General features: G+C 68.3%; 17 protein-coding genes. 12 read left to right on the forward strand and 5 right to left on the reverse strand.

The genetic code is table 11. The features are described from left to right. Window positions 1-124: 124 nt before the first annotated feature. A complete protein-coding gene (locus AC5W7N_RS10020; protein ID WP_194989683.1) occupies window positions 125-688 on the forward strand; it encodes an alpha/beta hydrolase in 564 nt (187 codons plus the stop codon). On the opposite strand, the gene AC5W7N_RS10025 is transcribed toward AC5W7N_RS10020, so the two are convergent. Then, window positions 668-1,735, reverse strand: a complete 1,068-nt coding sequence (locus tag AC5W7N_RS10025; RefSeq protein WP_416381958.1) for an alpha/beta hydrolase — start codon at window positions 1,733-1,735, stop codon at window positions 668-670. The two genes, AC5W7N_RS10020 and AC5W7N_RS10025, sit on opposite strands and share 21 nt — an antisense overlap. A gap of 286 nt (window positions 1,736-2,021) precedes the next feature. Between AC5W7N_RS10025 and mqo the strand changes: the two genes are divergently transcribed. From mqo to AC5W7N_RS10055, 6 genes are all read left to right on the forward strand, one after another. After that, complete coding sequence (gene mqo / locus AC5W7N_RS10030) at window positions 2,022-3,545, forward strand: malate dehydrogenase (quinone) (protein ID WP_163811747.1); 1,524 nt, start codon at window positions 2,022-2,024, stop codon at window positions 3,543-3,545. An 18-nt stretch (window positions 3,546-3,563) separates the two neighbouring features. Further along, window positions 3,564-4,013, forward strand: coding sequence for a GNAT family N-acetyltransferase (locus tag AC5W7N_RS10035; RefSeq protein ID WP_138447240.1), 450 nt, complete (start codon window positions 3,564-3,566; stop codon window positions 4,011-4,013). A gap of 298 nt (window positions 4,014-4,311) precedes the next feature. Then, window positions 4,312-6,348 (forward strand): magnesium chelatase subunit D family protein, encoded by a 2,037-nt coding sequence (locus AC5W7N_RS10040; protein WP_495924078.1) that lies wholly within the window; start codon window positions 4,312-4,314, stop codon window positions 6,346-6,348. Window positions 6,349-6,613: 265 nt separating this feature from the next. Beyond that, a complete protein-coding gene (gene cobO, locus AC5W7N_RS10045; protein ID WP_194989685.1) occupies window positions 6,614-7,228 on the forward strand; it encodes a cob(I)yrinic acid a,c-diamide adenosyltransferase in 615 nt (204 codons plus the stop codon). Window positions 7,229-7,328: 100 nt separating this feature from the next. Further along, window positions 7,329-8,966, forward strand: a complete 1,638-nt coding sequence (locus AC5W7N_RS10050; RefSeq protein WP_495923563.1) for a cobyrinic acid a,c-diamide synthase CobB — start codon at window positions 7,329-7,331, stop codon at window positions 8,964-8,966. Beyond that, on the forward strand, window positions 8,953-9,360 hold the full coding sequence (locus AC5W7N_RS10055; RefSeq protein ID WP_495923564.1) for a cobalamin biosynthesis protein: 408 nt from the start codon (window positions 8,953-8,955) through the stop codon (window positions 9,358-9,360). Before AC5W7N_RS10050 ends, AC5W7N_RS10055 begins: the two co-directional genes overlap by 14 nt. A gap of 92 nt (window positions 9,361-9,452) precedes the next feature. On the opposite strand, the gene AC5W7N_RS10060 is transcribed toward AC5W7N_RS10055, so the two are convergent. Continuing rightward, window positions 9,453-10,316, reverse strand: coding sequence for a hypothetical protein (locus AC5W7N_RS10060; protein ID WP_495923565.1), 864 nt, complete (start codon window positions 10,314-10,316; stop codon window positions 9,453-9,455). 333 nt (window positions 10,317-10,649) lie between these two features. Here AC5W7N_RS10060 and AC5W7N_RS10065 point away from each other — a divergent pair, with 333 nt between their 5' ends. Then, complete coding sequence (locus AC5W7N_RS10065; protein WP_495923566.1) at window positions 10,650-11,468, forward strand: alpha/beta hydrolase; 819 nt, start codon at window positions 10,650-10,652, stop codon at window positions 11,466-11,468. On the opposite strand, the gene AC5W7N_RS10070 is transcribed toward AC5W7N_RS10065, so the two are convergent. Then, window positions 11,457-12,884, reverse strand: a complete 1,428-nt coding sequence (locus AC5W7N_RS10070; RefSeq protein ID WP_228806350.1) for a helix-turn-helix domain-containing protein — start codon at window positions 12,882-12,884, stop codon at window positions 11,457-11,459. The genes AC5W7N_RS10065 and AC5W7N_RS10070 overlap by 12 nt on opposite strands. Before the next feature lie 394 nt (window positions 12,885-13,278). On the opposite strand from AC5W7N_RS10070, the gene AC5W7N_RS10075 reads away from it, so the two are divergent. After that, window positions 13,279-13,569, forward strand: coding sequence for a hypothetical protein (locus tag AC5W7N_RS10075; protein WP_194990343.1), 291 nt, complete (start codon window positions 13,279-13,281; stop codon window positions 13,567-13,569). A gap of 204 nt (window positions 13,570-13,773) precedes the next feature. Here the strand turns inward: AC5W7N_RS10075 and AC5W7N_RS10080 are convergent, their stop codons facing one another. Both AC5W7N_RS10080 and AC5W7N_RS10085 read right to left on the reverse strand, forming a co-directional pair. After that, entirely contained in the window at window positions 13,774-15,153 is a 1,380-nt protein-coding gene (locus tag AC5W7N_RS10080) for a DoxX family protein (protein WP_495923567.1), read from the reverse strand. 122 nt (window positions 15,154-15,275) lie between these two features. Further along, on the reverse strand, window positions 15,276-16,589 hold the full coding sequence (locus tag AC5W7N_RS10085) for a DoxX family protein (RefSeq protein WP_495923568.1): 1,314 nt from the start codon (window positions 16,587-16,589) through the stop codon (window positions 15,276-15,278). Window positions 16,590-16,949: 360 nt separating this feature from the next. Between AC5W7N_RS10085 and AC5W7N_RS10090 the strand changes: the two genes are divergently transcribed. The 3 genes from AC5W7N_RS10090 to cobA all read left to right on the forward strand — a co-directional run bounded on the left by AC5W7N_RS10090 (window position 16,950) and on the right by cobA (window position 20,570). Next, the gene (locus tag AC5W7N_RS10090) at window positions 16,950-18,080 is read left to right on the forward strand and encodes a phosphotransferase family protein (RefSeq protein WP_495923569.1); all 1,131 of its coding nucleotides are present in this window, start codon (window positions 16,950-16,952) and stop codon (window positions 18,078-18,080) included. 8 nt (window positions 18,081-18,088) lie between these two features. Further along, a complete protein-coding gene (locus tag AC5W7N_RS10095) occupies window positions 18,089-19,216 on the forward strand; it encodes an Rv3169 family protein (RefSeq protein WP_495923570.1) in 1,128 nt (375 codons plus the stop codon). 97 nt (window positions 19,217-19,313) lie between these two features. After that, window positions 19,314-20,570 (forward strand): uroporphyrinogen-III C-methyltransferase, encoded by a 1,257-nt coding sequence (gene cobA, locus AC5W7N_RS10100; protein ID WP_195019692.1) that lies wholly within the window; start codon window positions 19,314-19,316, stop codon window positions 20,568-20,570. Window positions 20,571-20,717 lie beyond the last annotated feature (147 nt).

Here is a 20,717-nt window from a genome sequence, read left to right on the forward strand (position 1 = left end):
CCCGATCGCGGCCCGCCGCGGTGGACTACCGCCGGTTGCCCTCGCCGCCCCGAAATCCGCACAGACCAGCGGTTTCGGCTGACAACTCCCTACGGTTCACGCCTGCGGTGTAGCGTCCTTCGGCATGAAGTCTCGGCGGATTGCGGTCGGCGACCGGGAATGGACGGTACGGGTCGACGGCCCGGAAACTCAGCACAGCGTATTGCTGTTGCCCGACGCGGGGGACCCGCCCGATGTCTTCGACCGGGTCTGCGCGCGGCTGCACAATTCCGATCTGCGCACCATCGCGGTGGAGACGGTCGATCGGCTCGACACCACCGGCGTCTACGCCATCCTCGACGAACTCGGGGTGCCCTGGGTGAACGTCGCGGGGCGGGGCGAGGGCGCCAGCGTCGCCTGGCAGGTGTGCGCCACCGGTTTCGGCCGGTTCATCAGCCTGGTCGTCGCCGACCGCGGACATCCCGCCGTACCGGACGCCGACGGTGCGGTCCGCGACCCGGACTGCCGGGCGGTGGAACTGCCCACCACCGTGCTGGTCACCAAATCGCTGCCGCGTTCGGTGGCCGACACCTCGGGCCGCTACGTCTACGGGGAGTACCGGGTGGTCGCCCTCGACGTCGACAATGTCGCCCTCGAAGCCGACCACGAACTGGCCACCGAGATCGTGCTACGCACCAGCCTCTGGTGAGGCGGCCAGGCTGCGGCGGTAGCTCGTCAGCCAGTCCAGCCAGGCATCCAATTCCTCGAACGCCTTGGCCAGCGGCTGCGCCGAGGACAAGAACACATCGTGGCGGGCGCCGTCGATCGGCACGATCGAGGTGCGATCACCCAGGCAACCGGCCCAGCGCTGGATCTGCCTGACATCGAGCACCGCGTCGGCCACGTCGACGGCCGGGCCGTACTTGCGGGCGAATTTCGTCAACCGGGACCGCAGCAGCAGTGAGGGCACCCCGATATCGAGACCGGCGTGCAGTTGCGCGTGCCCGCGCCGGATGGCGCGCAACCAGCCGAAGCGCACCGGGAAACCGTGCAGCGGCTTCCAATCGAGGTTGTAATCCCACTCGCCGGAGGCGGTGTGGTGCAGGCTGGCGCCATAGGCATCGGTCTTCGCGAGCGGCAGTTCGTCGCGGGCCCGGAAGCGGCCGAGCGCGTGGATGATCGGGGTGCCCACCGTGCGGTAGTAGGACGGGCCCTGCAAATCGAACCAGGGGCTGTTCAGCACCAGCCCGGTGATCCCGGCGGCCGCGGTGCCCTCGGCCCGGTTCAACCGGTCCAGCCACAGCGGCACGACCAGCCCGCCGGTGGAGTGGGCGACCAGCAGCACATCCTTGCCGGTTTCGGCGCGGATGATGCGCAGCGCCTCGTCGAGTTCGGCGTCGTAGAGAGACAGATCGCTGACGTAGTGCGGCGTCTGCCCCTCGCGCAGTGACCGGCCGCACTTGCGCAGATCGAGTGCGTAGAACTGGTGCCCGCGGTCGGCGAAATGCTCGGCCAGATGCCGCTGGAAGAAATAGTCGGTGAATCCGTGGACGTAGAGCACCGCGCTCTCGGTACTCGCCGCGGCCTCGCCACCGGCGGGGACGTGGCGTACCAGGGTGGCAACCGCCTGCCCCTCACCGTCGGGATCGGCGCCGAAATCCAGGGTGCGCTGCTCGTAATCGGCGCCGAGGATATCGGGCTGCCAGTCGGCGGTGCGGGTGCCGGCGCGGGAATCGACCGAGGTCTCGTTCGTCACCACCTCAATCTAAGCGACACCCCTGTCGCAGGCGAGCGCCCGCCCCGCCGAGCGGGCGCAACGACGCGCCGGGAGGAATCTTTGTCACATTCGCCGGGTTCGTTGCTGGTCTGCGCGGTGGTGAGGTGCACAATTGGCGGTAGGTGAACGGCGGGTAACCTACATCCCGCCGACGCCCGTGTCGGTGACGACACGGGATGTCGTTACAACCGCATAGTGCCCGTGCCCAGGCGGAGCCACCTCAGCCGGTGGGTCCGCGCACAAGGACAAGGAAGTCGATCTACCCGTGCCGAACGCTGACCTGACTGAAAAGACCGATGTCGTACTCATCGGTGCCGGCATCATGAGCGCCACCCTGGGTGCGCTGCTTCGTCAGCTGCAGCCGGATTGGTCGATCTCGGTGTTCGAGCGCCTCGACGCCGCCGCGGCCGAGAGCAGCGACCCGTGGAACAACGCGGGCACCGGACACTCGGCGCTGTGCGAGCTGAACTACAGCCCGCAGAAGCCGGACGGCTCGGTCGATGTGAGCAAGGCCGTCGACATCAACGAGCGGTTCCAGGTCTCGCGCCAGTTCTGGGCCTACGCCGTGGAAAACGGTGTGCTCGGCGATCCCTCGCAGTTCATCAACCCGATCCCGCACGTCAGCTTCACCCACGGCGCCGACGATGTGCAGTACCTGCGCAAGCGGTACGAGGCGCTGGCCCCGCACCCGCTGTTCGCGGGCATGGAGTTCATCGACAGCCCCGACGAGTTCTCCCGCCGCCTGCCGCTGATGGCGCGCGGCCGCGATTTCTCCGAGCCCATCGCGCTGAACTGGACCGACGCCGGCACCGATATCGACTTCGGCTCGTTGACCAAGCAGCTGCTCGCCTACATCGGTTCCACCGGCGCCGATATCGCCTTCGGTCACGAGGTGCGTGATCTGAGCAAGCAGTCCGACGGCACCTGGCGGGTCAAGGTGCGCAACCTGCGTACCGGCAAGTCCCGCACCGTGGTGTCGAAGTTCGTCTTCGTCGGCGCAGGCGGCGGCGCGCTGCCGCTGCTGCAGAAGTCGGGCATCAAGGAGATCAAGGGCTTCGCCGGGTTCCCGGTCAGCGGTCAGTTCCTGCGCTGCACCAACCCCGAGCTGATCGCCCGCCACGACGCCAAGGTCTACGGCAAGGCCGCGGTCGGCGCCCCGCCGATGTCGGTGCCGCATCTGGACACTCGCGTCATCAACGGCAAGCCCGGCCTGCTGTTCGGCCCGTATGCCGGCTGGACCCCGATGTTCCTCAAGGACGGTAAGTACACCGACCTGTTCAAGTCGATCCGTCCGGGCAATATCGCGCCCATGCTCGGCGTCGGCGTCACCGAACTGGGCCTGGTCAAGTACCTCGTGTCCGAACTGCTCAAGTCGCAGGCAGGCAAGGTCTACACCATGGAGGAGTTCATCCCCCGCGCCGAGGCCAAGGACTGGGAGATCATCACCGCCGGCCAGCGTGTGCAGATCATCCGCCGCAAGGGCGTGGGCGGCGTGCTCGAACTGGGCACCGCCGTCATCGCGGCCCAGGACGGCACCATCGCCGGCCTGCTCGGGGCCTCGCCGGGCGCCTCCACCTGTGTCACCGCGATGCTCGATGTGTTGCAGCGCTGCTTCCCGCGCGAGTACGCCGACTGGACGCCGAAGCTGAAGGAAATGGTGCCCTCCCTCGGCGTGAAGCTGTCCGAGAATCAGGCCCTGTTCCAGGAGGTCTGGGACTGGACGTCCAAGGCTCTGCAGCTCGATTCCGCCGCCACGCCGAGGACCGTGGGGGTCGCGCCGACGGCGTAGGTGTGATAGCAAGACGCGATGATGTCAACGGTTGCTCTCAAACGGTCATGGGCACAGGATCTCGATACCGCCACCCTGTACCAGCTGTTGAAACTTCGCGTCGAAGTCTTTGTCGTAGAACAGAAATGCGCGTACCCGGAGCTGGACGGACTCGACCTGCTACCGGAAACGCGCCATTTCTGGCTCGACGACGAAGGTGAGGTCATCGCGACGCTTCGGCTGCTCGAAGAGCACCACGACGGCGTGAAGTCCTTCCGGATCGGGCGGCTGTGCACAGCGGTCCCGGCCCGCGGGCACGGTTACACCACCCGCCTGTTGCAGGCCGCGCTGGCCGAAGTGGGTTCGGATACCGTGCGCATCAACGCCCAGACCTATCTGATCGACCTGTACAGCAAGCACGGGTTCGAGGTGGACGGCGAGGAGTTCGTCGACGACGGTGTCCCGCACGTTCCCATGCGCAAGGGTTAGGTGACGTTCGCCGGGCACGTGCTCGCCTCTGACACGGCCGCATTGTCCGCGTGGTGGACGGCCGCGACCCCACCGGCGCACCGGATGCGAACGCGGGCCGGTCGCCGTGTGTCCCGGTGCCGCCACCGATGGCCCGCGTCGCGATCTCGTCAGTCCGGCTTCGGTGGGCGGCGGGGGCCGGCTCGCAGTGCCCCCGGATCGGCCTACTGCGCCCGTTCGGTTGCCGTAGGTCGACGTCGGGCGGGTTGGCCGCGCCGCATAGAGTCGGGGTGTGTCCGTGTCGCATGCCGAAACCGCAATGTCGTCCGCCGCTCACGGTGCGGGGCGCCCGCCGAGCGGTGCCCGTGACGAAGCCGGGTTCCCGTTCTCCGCGGTCGTCGGACAGGAACGGCTGCAACTGGCGCTGATCCTGTGCGCGGTGCACCCCGGCATCGGTGGCGTGCTGGTGCGCGGCGAGAAGGGCACCGCCAAATCGACGGTGGTGCGCGCGCTGGCCCAGCTGCTGCCGCCGGTGGTGGACGAGACCGGCGCGCGTCCGGCCCGGCTGGTGGAGCTGCCGGTCGGCGCCACCGAGGACCGCGTGGTCGGCTCACTCGATCTGGAACGGGTGCTGCGCGACGGCGAGCAGGCCTTCCGGCCGGGACTGCTGGCGGCCGCGCATCACGGCGTGCTCTACGTCGACGAGGTGAACCTGCTGCACGACCACCTGGTGGACGTGCTGCTGGACGCCGCCGCGATGGGCCGGGTGCACATCGAACGTGACGGTGTCTCGCATTCGCATCCCGCGCGCTTCGTGCTGGTCGGCACCATGAATCCGGAAGAGGGCGAGCTGCGCCCGCAGCTGCTGGACCGCTTCGGGCTGACCGTCGACGTGGCCGCCTCCCGCGACGTCGACGTGCGGATGGCGGTGGTGCGCCGTCGTCTGGACTACGAGGCCGATCCGGACGGATTCGCCGCCCGCTACGTCGCCGCCGACCGCGAGGTCGCCGAGCGCATTCTCACCGCCCGCGACCGACTGTCCGAGGTCGCCCTCGACGATGTGGAGCTGCGCCGGATCGCGGCCCTGTGCGCCGCCTTCGATGTCGACGGGATGCGGGCGGATCTGGTGGTCGCGCGCACCGCGACCGCGCATGCCGCCTGGCGGGGCAGCGATACCGTCACCGAGGACGATGTGCGGGTGGCCGCCGAACTCGCGCTGCCGCATCGGCGTCGGCGCGACCCGTTCGACGAGCCGGGGATCAGCGAGGATCAGCTCGACGAGGCGATGCGCGAGGCGGGCGAGGAAGCCGAGCGGGCGCCCGAACCGGAGCCAGGAGCCAAGCCCGACGCTGAGCCCGAGAGCGGGCAAGCAGAGCCGGCCGAGGACGACCGTGCCGCAGATACCGGGCACGATCCCGAAGAACCAGACGACGATCCCGATGGCCCGCCGGAACCTCCTGGCGGCGGCCAGGATTCGCCGAAGCGCCGCGAGGGCGGACAGTCGAAGGAAGGTCGCACCGCCACCCCCACCACGGCTCCCGCGAAGCCGCCGCGCTGGGAGGTGCCCGGCGTCGGCGAAGGCGCTCCCGGCCGCCGCTCGCGCGCCCAGACCAGGCAGGGCCGCATGGTCCGACCGGACACCGACACCACCGGCGGGTTGCACCTGCTCGGTACCGTTTTCGCCGCCGCACCGCATCAGCACGCGCGCGGCCGGACCGCGGGGCCGCTGAAATTGGCCACCGACGATCTGCGCGGCGCGTATCGCGAAGGGCGCGAAGGCAATCTGGTGGTCTTCGTGGTGGACGCCTCGGGGTCCATGGCGGCGCGCGATCGGCTCTCGGCCGTGACCGGGGCGGTGGTCGCGCTACTGCGCGATGCTTATCAGCGGCGGGACAAGGTCGCCGTGATCACCGTGCGCGGCGCCGAGGCGGAACTGGTGCTGCCGCCGACGTCATCGGTCGATATCGCGGTGCGGCGGCTGTCCGGCATGCGTACCGGGGGCAAGACTCCGCTCGCCGCTGGCCTGCTGAAGGCGCGCGAGGTCGTGGCGCGCGAACGAGTCCGTGACCCGCGCCGCCGCCCGATGCTGGTACTGCTCACCGACGGTCGCGCCACCGGCGGCACCGACCCCGTCATCCGCGCCCGCGCCGCGGCCCGGCTGCTCGCCATGGATGCGGTCACGGCCATGGTGGTCGATTGCGAACGAGGGATGATCCGGCTCGGCCTCGCCGCCGAACTGGCTCGCGAATTGCGTGGTGAATGTGTGCGATTGGGTGAGCTCACCGGTGATGCGGTGGCGGGCGCGGTACGGGACTCGGCGCGGGCGATGAGTACAGGGGCCGGCCGGGCAGCGTGAACGTGTGGTGCTGCACCCGGTTCGGCCATCGGTCGGGCGGGAAAGGCGACCGGCCCCTGTGGAGCCCAGGCGCACCGGAGACGTCCCGCGACGGCAGCGGTGGCAGTACCGTTCGGCCCGTTGTCGGCCGAGTCGGCTCATACGCCGTGGGGGCTGCGATCCGACCCGACGAGTCGGAGTGCGGGAAGGTCGGGCCGGCTCCGGCCGGATGCCGTGCGGTCGACCGCATCCGATAACGAAACACAGTGATCAGCGAGGAGATTCGATGCCCAAGGGTGTGCCGGAAACCGTTCCGGACGACGGCCTGACGACGCGGCAGCGCCGCAACCAGCCGGTGCTCGCCGTGCACACAGGACCCGGTAAGGGCAAGTCCACCGCAGCATTCGGGATGGCCCTGCGGGCCTGGAACCAAGGTTTCGACGTCGCCGTGTTCCAGTTCGTGAAGAGCGCCAAATGGAAGGTCGGCGAAGAAGCCGCCTTCCGCGCCCTCGGCCGTCTGCACGAGGAAACCGGCGCCGGCGGCGCCGTGGAATGGCACAAGATGGGCGAAGGCTGGTCCTGGACCCGTAAGCACGGCACCGAGGAAGATCATGCCGCCGCCGCGCTGGCCGGCTGGCAGGAGATCGCCCGCCGCCTCGCCGCCGAACAGCACCGCTTCTACGTGCTCGACGAATTCACCTATCCGCTGAAGTGGGGCTGGGTCGATGTCGACGAGGTGGTGCGCACGCTGGTCGAGCGTCCCGGAAACCAGCATGTCGTCATCACCGGCCGCGACGCCCCCACCGCCCTCATCGAGGCCGCCGACCTGGTCACCGAGATGACCAAGATCAAGCACCCGATGGACGCCGGGCGCAAGGGCCAACGCGGGATCGAATGGTGAGCGCCGGGCGGAGACCTGCCGCGTCGAGGGCCGCTGTCGCCGAGCCGATGCGGACCGAGCGCCGGTATGGCGCCGCAGCCGCAGCCGGCCGGAGCCCACGATGAGCACACCTGCCGTCGTGATCGCCGCGCCCGCCTCGGGCAGCGGGAAGACGACCGTGGCGACCGGCCTGGTCGGTGCGTTGCGGCGGGCCGGGCATCGGGTGGCGCCGTTCAAGGTGGGTCCCGATTACATCGACCCGGGGTATCACGGGCTGGCGGCCGGGCGTCCCGGACGCAATCTGGATCCGGTGCTGTGCGGCGCCGAACGGGTGGTGCCGCTGTACCGGCACGGGTCGGCCGGCTGTGATCTCGCGGTGGTCGAGGGCGTGATGGGCCTGTTCGACGGCCGCATCGACGCCGGCGACGCCAGGCCGGTCGCCGAGGGGTCGACGGCCCAGGTCGCCGCGATGCTCGGCGCCCCAGTGGTGCTGGTCGTGGACGCCCGTGGCCACAGCCAGAGCCTGGCCGCGCTGCTGCACGGGTTCGCCACCTACGACAGCTCGATCCGGCTCGGCGGCGTGATCCTCAACCGGGTCGGTAGCGAACGGCACGAACAGGTGCTGCGCTCGGCCTGCGACCGCGTCGGCCTGCCCGTGCTCGGTTCGCTGCCACGCATGGCCGAACTCGAAGTGCCCTCCCGTCACCTCGGGTTGATCCCCGCCGTCGAACACGGGGCGGCCGCCACCGCCGCGGTGGCCGCGATGACCGATCTCGTCGCGGCTCACGTCGATCTGGGTGCCATCGCAGCTTTGGCCGCTTCCTCGACGCCCGGCCCGGCCTGGAGCCCGGAAAGCGCGCTCTACGGTCGGGCGACCGAGGTCGGCGCTTGGTCCGTCCAGGGCGCAGCCGATGGGCGGGCCAGGGCTGAGTCCGAGGCCGATGTCGCAGGTCCTGGCTCGGATCCCCGGTTCGGGCATGGAGGCAGCCGCGATACCGCGATGCACGCCGGCCCGCTGCACGATGGCGACGTGACGGACACGATCCATCGACGCGAGGTATCGGCCGAGTCGCCATCAGGGATGTCCGCCGTGCACCCGGGGCAGGTCGGCGGTGCGGACACGACGCCGGGCGATGCCCCGGTGATCGCGATGGCCGGGGGAGCGGCGTTCACCTTCGGATACGCCGAGCATCGCGAGCTGCTCGTCGCGGCAGGAGCGCAGGTCGTGGTGTTCGACCCCCTGCACGACGAACTTCCCTCTGGCACAGCGGGGCTGGTGTTGCCCGGCGGGTTTCCGGAGGAGCACGCCGCCGAGCTCGCGGCCAACACGCGGCTGCTCGCCGCGGTGGGAGCGGGAGCCCGGCGCGGGATGCCGATCCACGCCGAGTGCGCGGGCCTGCTCTACCTCACCCGATCACTGGACGGCCATGCGATGGCCGGAGTCCTCGACGCCACAGCGGAATTCGGCCCCCGCCTGACCCTCGGTTACCGCGATGCCGTCGCCCTGATCGATTCACCGCTGTGGCGCGCAGGCGAACGCGTACGCGGCCACGAATTCCACCGCACCCGCCTGACCGGCACCGGTACCGACAATCCGGCCTGGGGCTGGCATACCGCCGATGCCCGGCTCCGCGAAGGCGCCGTGGTGCACCAGGTCCACGCCTCCTACTTGCACACCCACCCGGCCGGCAACCCCGAATCGGTGCGCCGATTCGTCGCTGCGGCCGCAGATTTCGCCTGCGCCGATGCCGCCGGATGAGCCGTTCGACGCCGCCGCCGATACCCGCCGAGCGCTGGCCGTCGGCGTCGGCATCCGCCCAGGTACCCCGGCCGCGCAGATAATCGCCGCAATACGCGCCGTCATCGGCCCCCACCCCGTAGCCTGCCTCGCCACCATCGACCGCCGCGCCACCGAACCCGGATTTCGCTCCGCCGCCGCCGAACTCGGCGTGCCGGTCTACTCCTTCACTACCGCCGAACTCTCGTCCGTCCAGGTCCCGAATCCGTCGGCCCGTACGACAACCGCCCTTGGTGTCCCGGGCGTAGCCGAAGCCGCGGCGCTACTGGCCGGGACGGGACCCCTGCTGTTCCCCAGACAGGTCATTGGCACCGTGGTGATCGCCGCCGCATGCCCCGGCCCCGTCGTCCCATAGGTTGTGCCAATCTCACGTAGGTTATGGGCAAAACGGCTCGCGATAGCCAATGCGAGGTGTTCAGCCCTGTGCGGAGGTGGGTCGCCCTTTGGTCAGCGCAAAGCTCTCCACCGGTCCAGCGACAGCTGGGTACCGAGTTCGCTGCGGAAAGCGGGGTTGTCGGCGTAGAAGGAAAGGAATCGAAGTACGCGGTGTCCGTCGACGGCCAGTCGCGGGCATTCCATGCAGATGCTGCCACTCCGCGCGGGGCGGTCCAGCATCCAGATCGGGCGGCGGGCGCGGCCGAGCGGTACATGCGGTGTCGTGACCTCATGGTTCCACTGCTCGCCAGTCGACCCGGTGATGACAATCAGCGGCTGTTGCTCGAATGCGGCCATCACACCCGCAACATCGGCCCATGGCAGGCGGGTTCGGGAACTCCAGCCCTCGTGGACGATGTCGTCGGCGGTCAGCACGATCCGCCCGCGTCGCAGTGTGCCCACTGATGCCAGCGCAGGTGCGGATGCGCAGGCTGAACCCAGGCATATGAACAGTAGGCCCAAGGGCCAGTGGGTATGCCACGCCGCACCAGCGGTTTCGGCGCCGGCTGCCAAGAACATCACCGCGAAGCCCACCCAGATTGACTGGTACAAAACGAAATAGCCCACGGATCCGGGCACAACGGTCGCGTGTCCACGCTCGAATGATGTCAATTCGACTGCGCGCAGCCGTCGTATCAGCCCGACATCCCCGTATGCGCCGAGAGCCACGATCACGATCAGGATGGCGCCGAACAGGGCCACATACTTGGAGACGACGTGCGCGACATGGTCGTCGCTGCGCGCCATCTGAACCGCGATAGCCACGCACAGCGCCGCGAGGCCGGCGAGGAACACCATCGACACAACACGTTTTCGCCGGAACGCCTTCGCTCCGAGGTGAAGGTCCGGCCGGTCGCGGAGATCAGAAGATTGCATTCGACGCCTTCGAACGAGGGATGACGCCCGGAGCGCCTGAGCTCGAGGCGATCACCGAACCCGGTGACACGCCGAACTCGTTCATCAGCGGCAGGCTACCAGCAGGTGTCGAGGACACACCGCTAGTCTGACTACCCCCGTTGCGGGGTCGCGCGGGTGCGGTTGGCCGGGGGTAGGCTCTGAGGGCCTCGGACCGGTTCTCGATGGCGCGGCAATCGCAGCACGTACGTGCCGTCCGGAAGTCGTCGGACATCCCGGATAATTGCCGCCGCCGATGTGGCACATCGCTAGCGCCACCTGGTCGCGGGTGCGAACCTCTGCTTCACTGGATCGGTGCCATCAGTCAGCGCCATCAGCCGAATCCGAACCCTTGACGGCCTCCATCTCGCGGCTACATTCGTTACACCCGGGCAGCCCGCACGACGAGCCGTCCTGCTGGTGCACGGTGGTGGCGTCACCCGCGAGGAAGGAGGCTTCTTCACCCAGCTGGCCGAGGGATTGGGCGAAGCCGGAATCGCCTCGCTGCGATTCGACCTCCGTGGTCACGGCGAGAGCGACGGCCGACAAGAGGAGCTGACGCTCGCCACCATCTTGAACGATATTCGCGTCTGCCTTGCGCATCTCCGTGATGCGACCGGCGCTGCCGAGCTGAGCCTTCTCGGTGCGAGCTTCGGCGGTGGCATCTGCGGGTACTACGCCGCCAAGCGACCGGACGAACTTGCGCGGCTGGTCCTGCTCAATCCGCAGTTCGACTACAAGTGGCGCACGATCGACAGCCGCGACTATTGGACGAACGATGTCATCAATGACGATAGAGCACGGGAGCTGAACGAGACCGGCGCTGTTGTCTTTACGCCGACGCTCAAGCACGGCCGCCCGCTCCTGAACGAAGTGTTCTGGCTGAAGCCGAATGAGGTGCTCGGCGAGATCGGGACGCCGACCCTCATCGTCCACGGCAACGGCGACACGTTGGTGCCGATCGACGGCTCCCGATACGCAATTACTCAGTTCACTGCCCCGGTCGAACTAGTCGAGATCGACGGTGCCCAGCACGGCTTCGCCATCCACGACGATCCGCAGTACCTCCAGCCCGAAAGTCAGGAGTGCCAAGCGCAAGTCGTTGGCATCGTGACGCAGTGGCTACGGCATTAGAACGTCGTTCAGCATCCGAACGTTGGGCCGGTTGCGCCACGGCTCGAGCGCCCGAACGACCTCGGCCACGACGTTCATCGTGCGCTCGGACCGTGTTTCTCTGGCCACCGCGACTGCGGTGGCGGCAACGGTTGCAGCTTCATCGGGCTCACCGGCCAGCGCTAGCGCCTTGGCTTGCCGTGCACGGAACAAGCCGCTGTCGCGCTTGGAGAGGGTGCCGCCTGCCAGCACATCACCGAACAACTGCACCGCGCGGTGCGGCTTTCCCGCTTCGGAATAGCAACATGCCGACCGGACGAGCAGGGTGTCCTGGTTGAAGTAGGCCCCGAGCGCGTCGCCACCGGCATCCTCAGCAGCGGATAGCAACTGCTGTGCGTGGCCGAGGCTAAGTTCGACGGCGGCCAGCGGTTCGCCGGTCATGGCGAGACCCAGCGCTTCCTGCTGCACGACTTCGGCCTCGGCACGGGGCGGGAGTCGCCACGGCCCCGTCCTCGCCGCCTCAGCCAAGGACAACACGGTTCCCGCATCCTGGGTGTCGTATGCCATTTGGGACTTCTTGAGCAGCACGTACCCCTGGAGGGACACGCTGCCCGCTGCTTGCGCCCATTCCATCGCACGGTCGTACAGAAACGCTGCCGTCAGCGGATCGTGCAGGTCGCGATAGAGCCATCCCGCGAACTCGGCGCCGTCGGCTCCCACCTCCAGTAGCCTGCGGCGGGTTTCGGATTTCGCGTCGCGGCAATGCCGGCGAATGGCCCCGAGTATGCCCAGAACCAACGGGAGCGCCGACGCAGGGCCGAGCTCGCCATCGTCGGCCTTGCACCGCTCGAGCTGCTGGCGGAAGAAGTCCACAACCTGGCCGTCGAAGTAGCGGTGCGCGTTGTCCAGCGCGGCTCCGACACGGTGTAATTCGTCGGTGTTGTCGCCCGGAGGCGCATCGGTTCCGTCCGAGGCCAGCCAGCGGGCCAACAGCATGGCATTCTCGCCGACCCCGCGCGAGACAGCCGGTGCCGCACCGCTGACCGACGGCATCTTGAACCACAGCAGTTCATCCGGGATGCCGAGGATCTGTGCCCAACGCACCAGCTTCGAGAGCTGGTCGGGGGCAGGTCCTTTCTCGATGCGGCTGAGCTGAGCCTGGGTCAGTCCGAGCCAGTTGGCGACAAGTTCCTGTGGCAACGGTCTGCTGTGGTGCGGATGCGTTCGATAGGCGAATATCACGCGGCCCATGTGCCAGGTTGCCAGGGCATCACGGATCTGGTCGATGTCCCAGAAGTCGCGGGAGACTGTCGGCGGTCGCTGTAGCTCATCGCGGGATGCGGATTCGCAGGGTGCGCAGATCGATTCGGGGTTGTAGCGGTTCAGCCTCGAGCCGCATCGGGTGCAGTACCGCTGTTGGCGGGATGCCTGCGCCATCGTTCGTCCCCCTGACATCAATCGACTGTGTGCGCGCCGTTTGCCTGGTCGCGCGACGGTACCCGAGCTCGACATCAGTGGCTATGCGTTTCATGTATGCCACCGATATCTATGTGGCGTGGAGTTTGGGCGCGCGATCAGCCGACCCTGGCCATTCACCCAATGGTCCACTAGGACACGACGGGACGGGGCGCTATCCCTCGTAGTTCTAATACGCGGCCAGCTTGTCGAATATGCGTCCGACGCATTCCGGGCCGGCGGACTCAGGCATAGAAACGGTTCGCCTGTTCCGTCCAGTCTCGACCTTGGAACCGCCGCGTGGCGGCCCCGCCGGCTCGTGAGAGTCGCGCTACCGATGCTCTCGATCGCGAGAATTCTCAGGAGTGATCACGACATGTTCGCGCTCGGCTGGATACATCCATCTTCACCGACCCCGGAATGGGATGCCGCGCAGATTCGCCGGCTGGCGCGGCGGTTGGGTTACTCGTTGCGGTGGGCTGACTCGGCGGTACTGGGTTTGGCCGAGCAGGTCGAAGCCGCTGGCGCGGATGTCGTGCTGGTGCCGTCGACCGGGCATGTGGACGCCATTACTTTGAACCGAGTGCTGGCGGTCGCTGACGTCGAATGTGCTGCGCCGCGTGTGTCGTTCGCGCGTTGGACGCTTATCGGAGGGGTGCGGCGGTGACGGCGACTCATTTGGGGTGGTCGATCGCGATCGGTCTTCCGTTGGTGGTCCTGGTGGCGGCGATCTGTTGGCCGAATGATTACGGCGATTCGTGAAACCGATCGCTGGGATAACCGGGCCGGACACCGGGTTGTGGCGCCGACCGCGACCGCCATCTACGACCTCGACGACGATTACGGCCGTGAGGTCTGACCGTCACCGCACTTACTCGAGGTGCGGAGACTGTTGGATCCAGTGAAAACCACGCTCCACCAGTGCGAACCGATCGAGCGGGATGGATTCCAGCACCATGTGTACCGGCCGGGTGCCGAGGGTGCCGTCGAGGATCAGGCGGTCGGGGGTGGGCTGGGTGTAGGTGAAGCTGCCCAGCTTCCATTGGGCGGCGGGATCGCGGAACAGGGTGAGGGTGTGGAGGTCGGGGTTTACGGTGGCGGGCATCCAGGTCAGCCGGTCGTCCATGCCTTGCACGTGGATCCCGTCGACGGTGTCGAAGACGAGGCGGCGGGGGCGGGCCGAGGTCGGGTCGGTGAACGGGTTCGGCTCGGTGAGTAGCGGGGGGACCTGGTGGCCGGCGACGGAGTATTCGGCGACATTCCAGATGCCGTACAGCGGGGAACGCGGGCGGGCGGCGCCGTAGGCGTGCCAGGCGTCCCAGCCTTCCAGCGCCGTGGTCGCCAGCAGCCACAGGCCGAGCAGGACCTGGCCGAGCAACGCGAACCGATTCGACCGTGCGGTGGTGAAGAGTTCGGATCCCTCGGCCGCCGGCACCGCCTCACCGGAGAACAGGACCGTTGCCAGGCGGCGGCTGTGCGGGGCGAGCAGTGCGAGGGACAGGGCGAGCATATGGAAGCTGAACAGCTTCACCGGCACGTCGAAGGTCATATTGAGCAGGAAGACCTGCGCCATCGCCACCGTCGACAGCGCTGCTCCCGCGGTGACGGTGGCGGGCAGGATCAGCAGCAATCCGGCGCCGATCTCCGCGCAACCCAGAGCGATCTCATAGGGCTTCGACGCCGCCGTCTGCGACCACAGCACCCCCATCGGCGTCATATCGCCGAACGGTTCGATCAGCCGGTGCAGGGCGAACGTCATCTGCGACGGCATCACCTTGACCATGCCGTAGAGCATCAGCGCACCGGCCAGCGCGAAGCGCAGCAATGCTCGGAACCAGCGGTCCAGGCCGCGGTAGTCGGTGCGGCGCCGGTCCAGAGCGGTCCAGATCGCGGTGGCCACGGCCGCGACCACCAGCCAGCTGAACGCCGCCACCCAGAGGGTGACGGTGTCTCCGCTGCCGGTGGGTGCGTACCCGAGCGGTTCCTCGATGCCGAACAGCTGGGCGGCGAACCAGTCGGTCAGCGGCGGCAGTGCCCACCACCGGCCGAGGGTGAGCACCGCCGGCTCCGGGACACCGACCGACCGCAGCAGTTGCAGGAGCAGCCATTGCGCCGCGGTACCGATACCGAGGTAGACGAATGCGAACCGGAACAGCACACGCGTGGCCGGATGCCACGACGGTGACAGCACGACAGGTACGGGCTCACCCTGCTCCCGATCCGGCGCCTCCGACTCCACCAGGGTTGCCACTGTTCACCTTTCCCGATCCGCCGCACACCTGACCTTGCTCTGGCACGGTATGTCAGATCAGGGGTGCGCCGCGGCTGGGAAAACCTGTGCCCCCAGTGCTGTCTGCACCGGTTTCGGGGGCGTCAGCGGAAGTCCGGGTAATCCTGGACCCAGCGGAAGCCGCCGCTGCGCAAGGGGAATGAGTCGAGGTCCATCTGGTCGAGCACGATGGTTGTGGGTGTTCCGTTCAACTCGCCGGTGAGGCGCAATCGCTCGGGCTCGGGCCGTTCGAAGGTGAAGGAGGCGATCGGAACCGGCGTGGCATCGGGTGATTGCGGTGGGGCGGTCAGGGTGAGGGTGCGGGCATCGGCGTCGATGGCGACCGCGGTGGGCGTCAGCGCACCGTCCATCCCCTGGATGAACATCGCGCCCGGATCATCGAAAACAGCGCGCTGCCAGCGGTTCTCATCGGTCAGCACGGGAGGAACCGGCTGCCCTGAGGCGGTGAACTCGCTGACTGTCCAGATGCCGTACAGCGGCGATTTCTCGCGGCCGCCACCGAACTCGTCCCACGCGCGCCAGCCGGTGTCCACCACGCCGATCAGCATCCACACCCCGATCAGCACCTGGACCAGGGCGGCGATCCGATTGGCCTTGGCGCTGTCGAACAATCGCGGCTGCGTCGCCGGGTCCGACGGGCGTTCCAGTACCAGCACATTCGCCAGCCGTTGCGCCTGCGGCGCCAGCAGCAGTAGCGACAGCAGCAGCAGATGGAACGACAGGATCTTGACCGGCACGTCGAAGGTCATGTTCAGCACGAACACCTGCGCCATGCTCACCACGCTCAGCATCGCGCCGACGGTCGCGGTGCGTGGCCAGAACAGCAGCAGGCCCGCGAGCATCTCGGCGATGCCGAGCAGCACCTGATAGGCGGGCGAGGAACCCACCTGCAACCAGAGCACCGAGGTGATGCTGAACTCGCCGTACGGCTGCAGCAGTGCGTTCAGTGGTGGTGACGGCATCTGCGTCGGGATGGCCTTGGCGATGCCGTAGAACAGCATCTGACCGGCCAGGCACAGCCGGATGACGGTGAAGAACCAGGCGCTCAGCCGCGGGTAGGCGGTACGGCGCCGGTCGAGCACCGACCAGATCAGCGTTGCCGCCAGGGCGACGACAAGGACGCAGAAGATCATCACCCAGATGACGGTCTGATCGCCGCTGCCCGAATCCTCGTGCAACACGGCATCGACCCCGAAAACCGTCCGCCCGACCCACTCGTAGGCCGGCGAGAGCAGCTCCATCTGCCACATGACCGCCCGCTCGGGCAGCCATTGCCCGGCGATGCCGGTGAACGCGAAGGTGATCTGGGCGAACAGCAGACAGAACAGGCCGAAATAGACGAAACAGAACCGGAACGCGATGCGCGTGAGCGGATGCCACCGGCGTGGCTCGGCCACCTCGACAGGAGCGTCATCGTCTTGCTGTTGGAGAACCTCGACCCCGACCACTATCAGCCCCTCACTGCGCCGATCCGATTGCCTGGGCCGAACGTATCCACCGGCGGCGCCGCCCACCACCGGATAAACCCGGAGTGGAACCCCTATTTTCGCATCATTCGTAGGACGTATCCGGCATCATCCTTGCGGCCGATGCGGCGCTCCCGGAGAGGTGTCACGGATCGATTTCCGGCTTTCCCGAACAGTCAAACTGAAACGCGTTACAGTCACCACGACCCGGCAGTCACCGCGGTCCGAGCCGGGCTCGGCGGCAACGCCCTCGCCCGAGCCGCACCGCTGTACGGCATCAGGAGGACGATGATGGCCGACGATCCCGCACCCACCGAACGACGTCGGCTGACCACCAGTGATCGCGATCTGGATTCGTTCACCGCCGACCTGTCCCGCTGGCTGGGCGAACGCGTCGGCGCCGACGAACCGCCCTCGATCACCGGCCTGTCCCGGCCGGAGGCGGGCGGTATGTCGAGTTCGACGGTGTTGTTCGACGCCGAATGGCTCGCGGGCGGGCAGCGCGGCGGCGGGTCGTTCGTGGCGCGGATGGCGCCGGAGGACGATGCCTTCCCGGTGTTCGAAACCTATGATCTGGCAACGCAATACCAGGTGATGGCCGGTGTCGCCGAGGCGACCGATATCCCGGTGCCGAGGACGCGCTGGCTGGAAAACGATCCCGGTGTGCTCGGTACGCCGTTCTTCGTGATGGACCGGGTGGAGGGCCGGGTGCCCACCGACAACCCGCCCTATGTCTTCGTGGGCTGGCTCTTCGACGCCACCGACGAGGAGCGGGCGCGGTTGACCGACGCCACGGTCGAGATCATCGCGAAGGTGCACGCCATCCCCGACCCGGTGCGGCGGTTCCCGATGCTGGCCGGGCCCGGCGATGCGCTGCGCCGCCACGTCGACGCCCAGCGCGCCTGGTATCGCTGGGCCCTCGCCGACGACGGCTACCGGATCCCGATCATCGAGCGCGGCTTCGATTGGCTGGCGGCCCACTGGCCCGCCGACCCCGGCCCCGACGTGCTGACCTGGGGTGATGCCCGTCCCGGCAATATCATCTACCGCGGTTTCGAACCGGCGGCGGTGCTCGATTGGGAGATGGCGGCCATCGGCCCGCGGGAACTCGACGTGGCCTGGATCATCTTCCTGCACCGGTTCTTCCAGGACCTCGCCGTTCGGTTCGACCAGCCCGGCCTGCCGAACTTCCTGCGCCGCAGCGAGGTGGTGGCGAAATACGAAGCGGCCAGCGGCCATACCATGCGTGATCTCGACTTCTACCTGGTCTACACGGCACTACGGCACGCCATCGTGATGGCAAGGATCAAGCGCCGGATGATCCACTTCGGCGAGGACACCGACACCGATGACCGCGACGACTATGTGATGCACCGGGCGAGCTTGCAGGCCCTGCTCGACGGAACATACGAATGGGATTGAGCCACACTATGTCTGATTCCTCCCGTCTTCCCGGATCCGCACCGGCACCGTTGGACGAGTTCCCGATCCACCAGACGCCGCTGTCGCTGGCACGGGTGGCCAGCAGCGACCGCAACTTCTATGACCGCAGCTATTTCAACGCGCACAATCGTGCGGGCGGCACCATGCTGGTGACCGGGTTCGGCGTCTATCCGAACCTGGGGGTCACCGACGCCTATCTGGCTCTGCGCGAGGGCGATACCGTGCGCACGGTGCGGTTCTCCGACGCGCTCGGCGACCGGAGCCTGGATATGCGGGTCGGTGGCTACCGGATCGAGGTGCTCGAACCACTGCAGCGGCTGCGGCTGGTGTGCGAGCACGATGAGCTCGCCGCTGACCTGACCTGGACCGGCGCGTTCCCCACGGTGCAGGAGCAGCCGCATCTGATCCTCAACGGCAACCGCCCGATCATCGAGGCCTCGCGGTTCGCTCAGGTCGGAAGCTGGTCGGGCACCCTGCAAGTCGACGGCCGGGAGATCACCGTCGATCCCGAGGTCTGGACCGGCACCAGGGACCGGTCCTGGGGCATCCGGCCGGTCGGCGAAACCGAACCGCCCGGGCGCGCGGCCGCGGAACCCTCGGGCGGGTTCTGGTGGCTGTACATGCCGTTGCGGTTCGACGACTTCGCGATCGTCGTCATCGTGCAGGAGGAACCCGACGGCAGGCGCACCCTCAACGACGCCACCCGGATCTGGCCGGACGGGCGGACCGAGCAACTCGGCTGGCCGCGCATCTCGATCGACTACCGCTCCGGCACCAGGTTGCCCACCGCCGCGCGCATCGAACTGACCACACCGGACGGCAAACCGCTCGACGTGGAAATCCGGACGGTGACCGATATCCCGCTGCACGTGGGCTGCGGCTACGGCGGCGATCCCGATTGGCAGCACGGCCAGTGGAAGGGCCGCGACTGGACCTCGAGCGACCGCTACGACCTCACCGATCCGGCCGTCGCCGGGCGCATCCCGTACGGCGTCATCGACCATGTCGCGCATGCCCGTTGCGGTGAGGCCGAAGGCTGGGGGTTGTTCGAGCACGCGAGCATCGGACGGCACGACCCCACCGGGTTCGCCGACTTCCTGTCGGTGGCGCCCTAGCGGCGCTGGGGCGGGACCAGGTCGATCACGACCGGGATCTGAGCCTGTCCCGGGTGCCTGCGGCCGGTGCCGGACACGCCCCGTAATCTCGACACTTGTGCCGAACACGTCAGCCGATACCGAGGACCAGCCAGCGGGCGACCCGAACTACCTGGTCGGGCTCGATCTGAACGGGCGAAGGGTGGTCGTCGTCGGCGGCGGTTCCGTCGCCCAGCGCAGGCTCGGGCTGCTCATCGCCTCGGGCGCGGACGTGCACGTCATCAGCCGTGAGGCCACCCCGGCGGTCGAAGGCATGGCCACCTCCGGTCAGCTGACGCTCACGCTGCGCGCCTACACCGATGGCGATCTCGACGGCGCCTGGTACGCGATCGCCTGCACCGACGAACCCGAAACCAATGCCGCCGTGGTCGCGGAGGCCGAACGCCGCCGCATCTTCTGTGTGCGCGCCGACAACGCCCGGCTCGGCACCGCCGTCACCCCGGCCACCGCCCGCTTCGACGGCCTCACCCTCGGCGTGCTGGCCGGGGGCAGGCACAAGCGTTCGGCGGCGGTGCGCAACGCGCTGCTGGAAGCGCTGCAATCGGGTGTGGTGACCGATGATTCGACCCCGGTCGCGCCGGGCGTCGCGCTGGTCGGCGGTGGACCCGGCGACCCGGACCTGATCACCGTGCGTGGCCGCAGGCTGCTCGCGCGCGCCGATCTCGTCGTCGCCGACCGGCTCGCACCGCCGGAACTGCTGGCCGAACTCGGCCCGGAGGTCGAGGTCGTCGATGCCGCGAAGATCCCGTACGGACGCGCCATGGCGCAGGAGGCGATCAACACCACGCTGGTGGAAGGCGCCAAGGCGGGCAAGTTCGTGGTGCGGCTCAAGGGCGGCGACCCGTATGTGTTCGGCCGCGGTTTCGAGGAGGTCGAGGCGTGTGTGGCCGCCGGTGTGCCGGTCACCGTGGTCCCCGGCATCACCAGCCCGATCGCGGTGCCCTCGGCCGCGGGCATTCCGGTCACCCATCGCGGGGTGACCCATGAGTTCGTGGTGGTCAGCGGGCATGTGGCGCCGGATCACCCGGACTCGCTGGTGGACTGGCCCGCGCTGGCGCGGCTGCGTGGCACCCTGGTGCTGATGATGGCCGTCGAGCGGATCGAGCAGTTCGCCGATGTGCTGCTCGCCGGCGGGCGGCCCGCCGATACCCCGGCCACCGTCATCCAAGAGGGCACGCTGCGGACCCAGCGGGTGCTGCGCGCCGAGCTGGCGACGATCGCCGAGCGAGTGCGCGCCGAAGGCATCCGCCCGCCCGCCATCGTCGTGATCGGCCCCACGGCGGGCTTCTCGGCAGACGTCGCGCCGGGCGGCTGAGACGTAGCGGGCGAGCGACAAGTGACAGCCCGCACGCGACAGCAACGTACCGCCGCCCTTCGGTAGCGCGGTGGGGCGCGGCCCGGTCGCCCCTCCGGTCGCGCTGCTCGAACGACCCCGGCCCGACGTACCGAACGGTGTGCTTGT

The organism is Nocardia sp. CDC519, assembly GCF_059509835.1.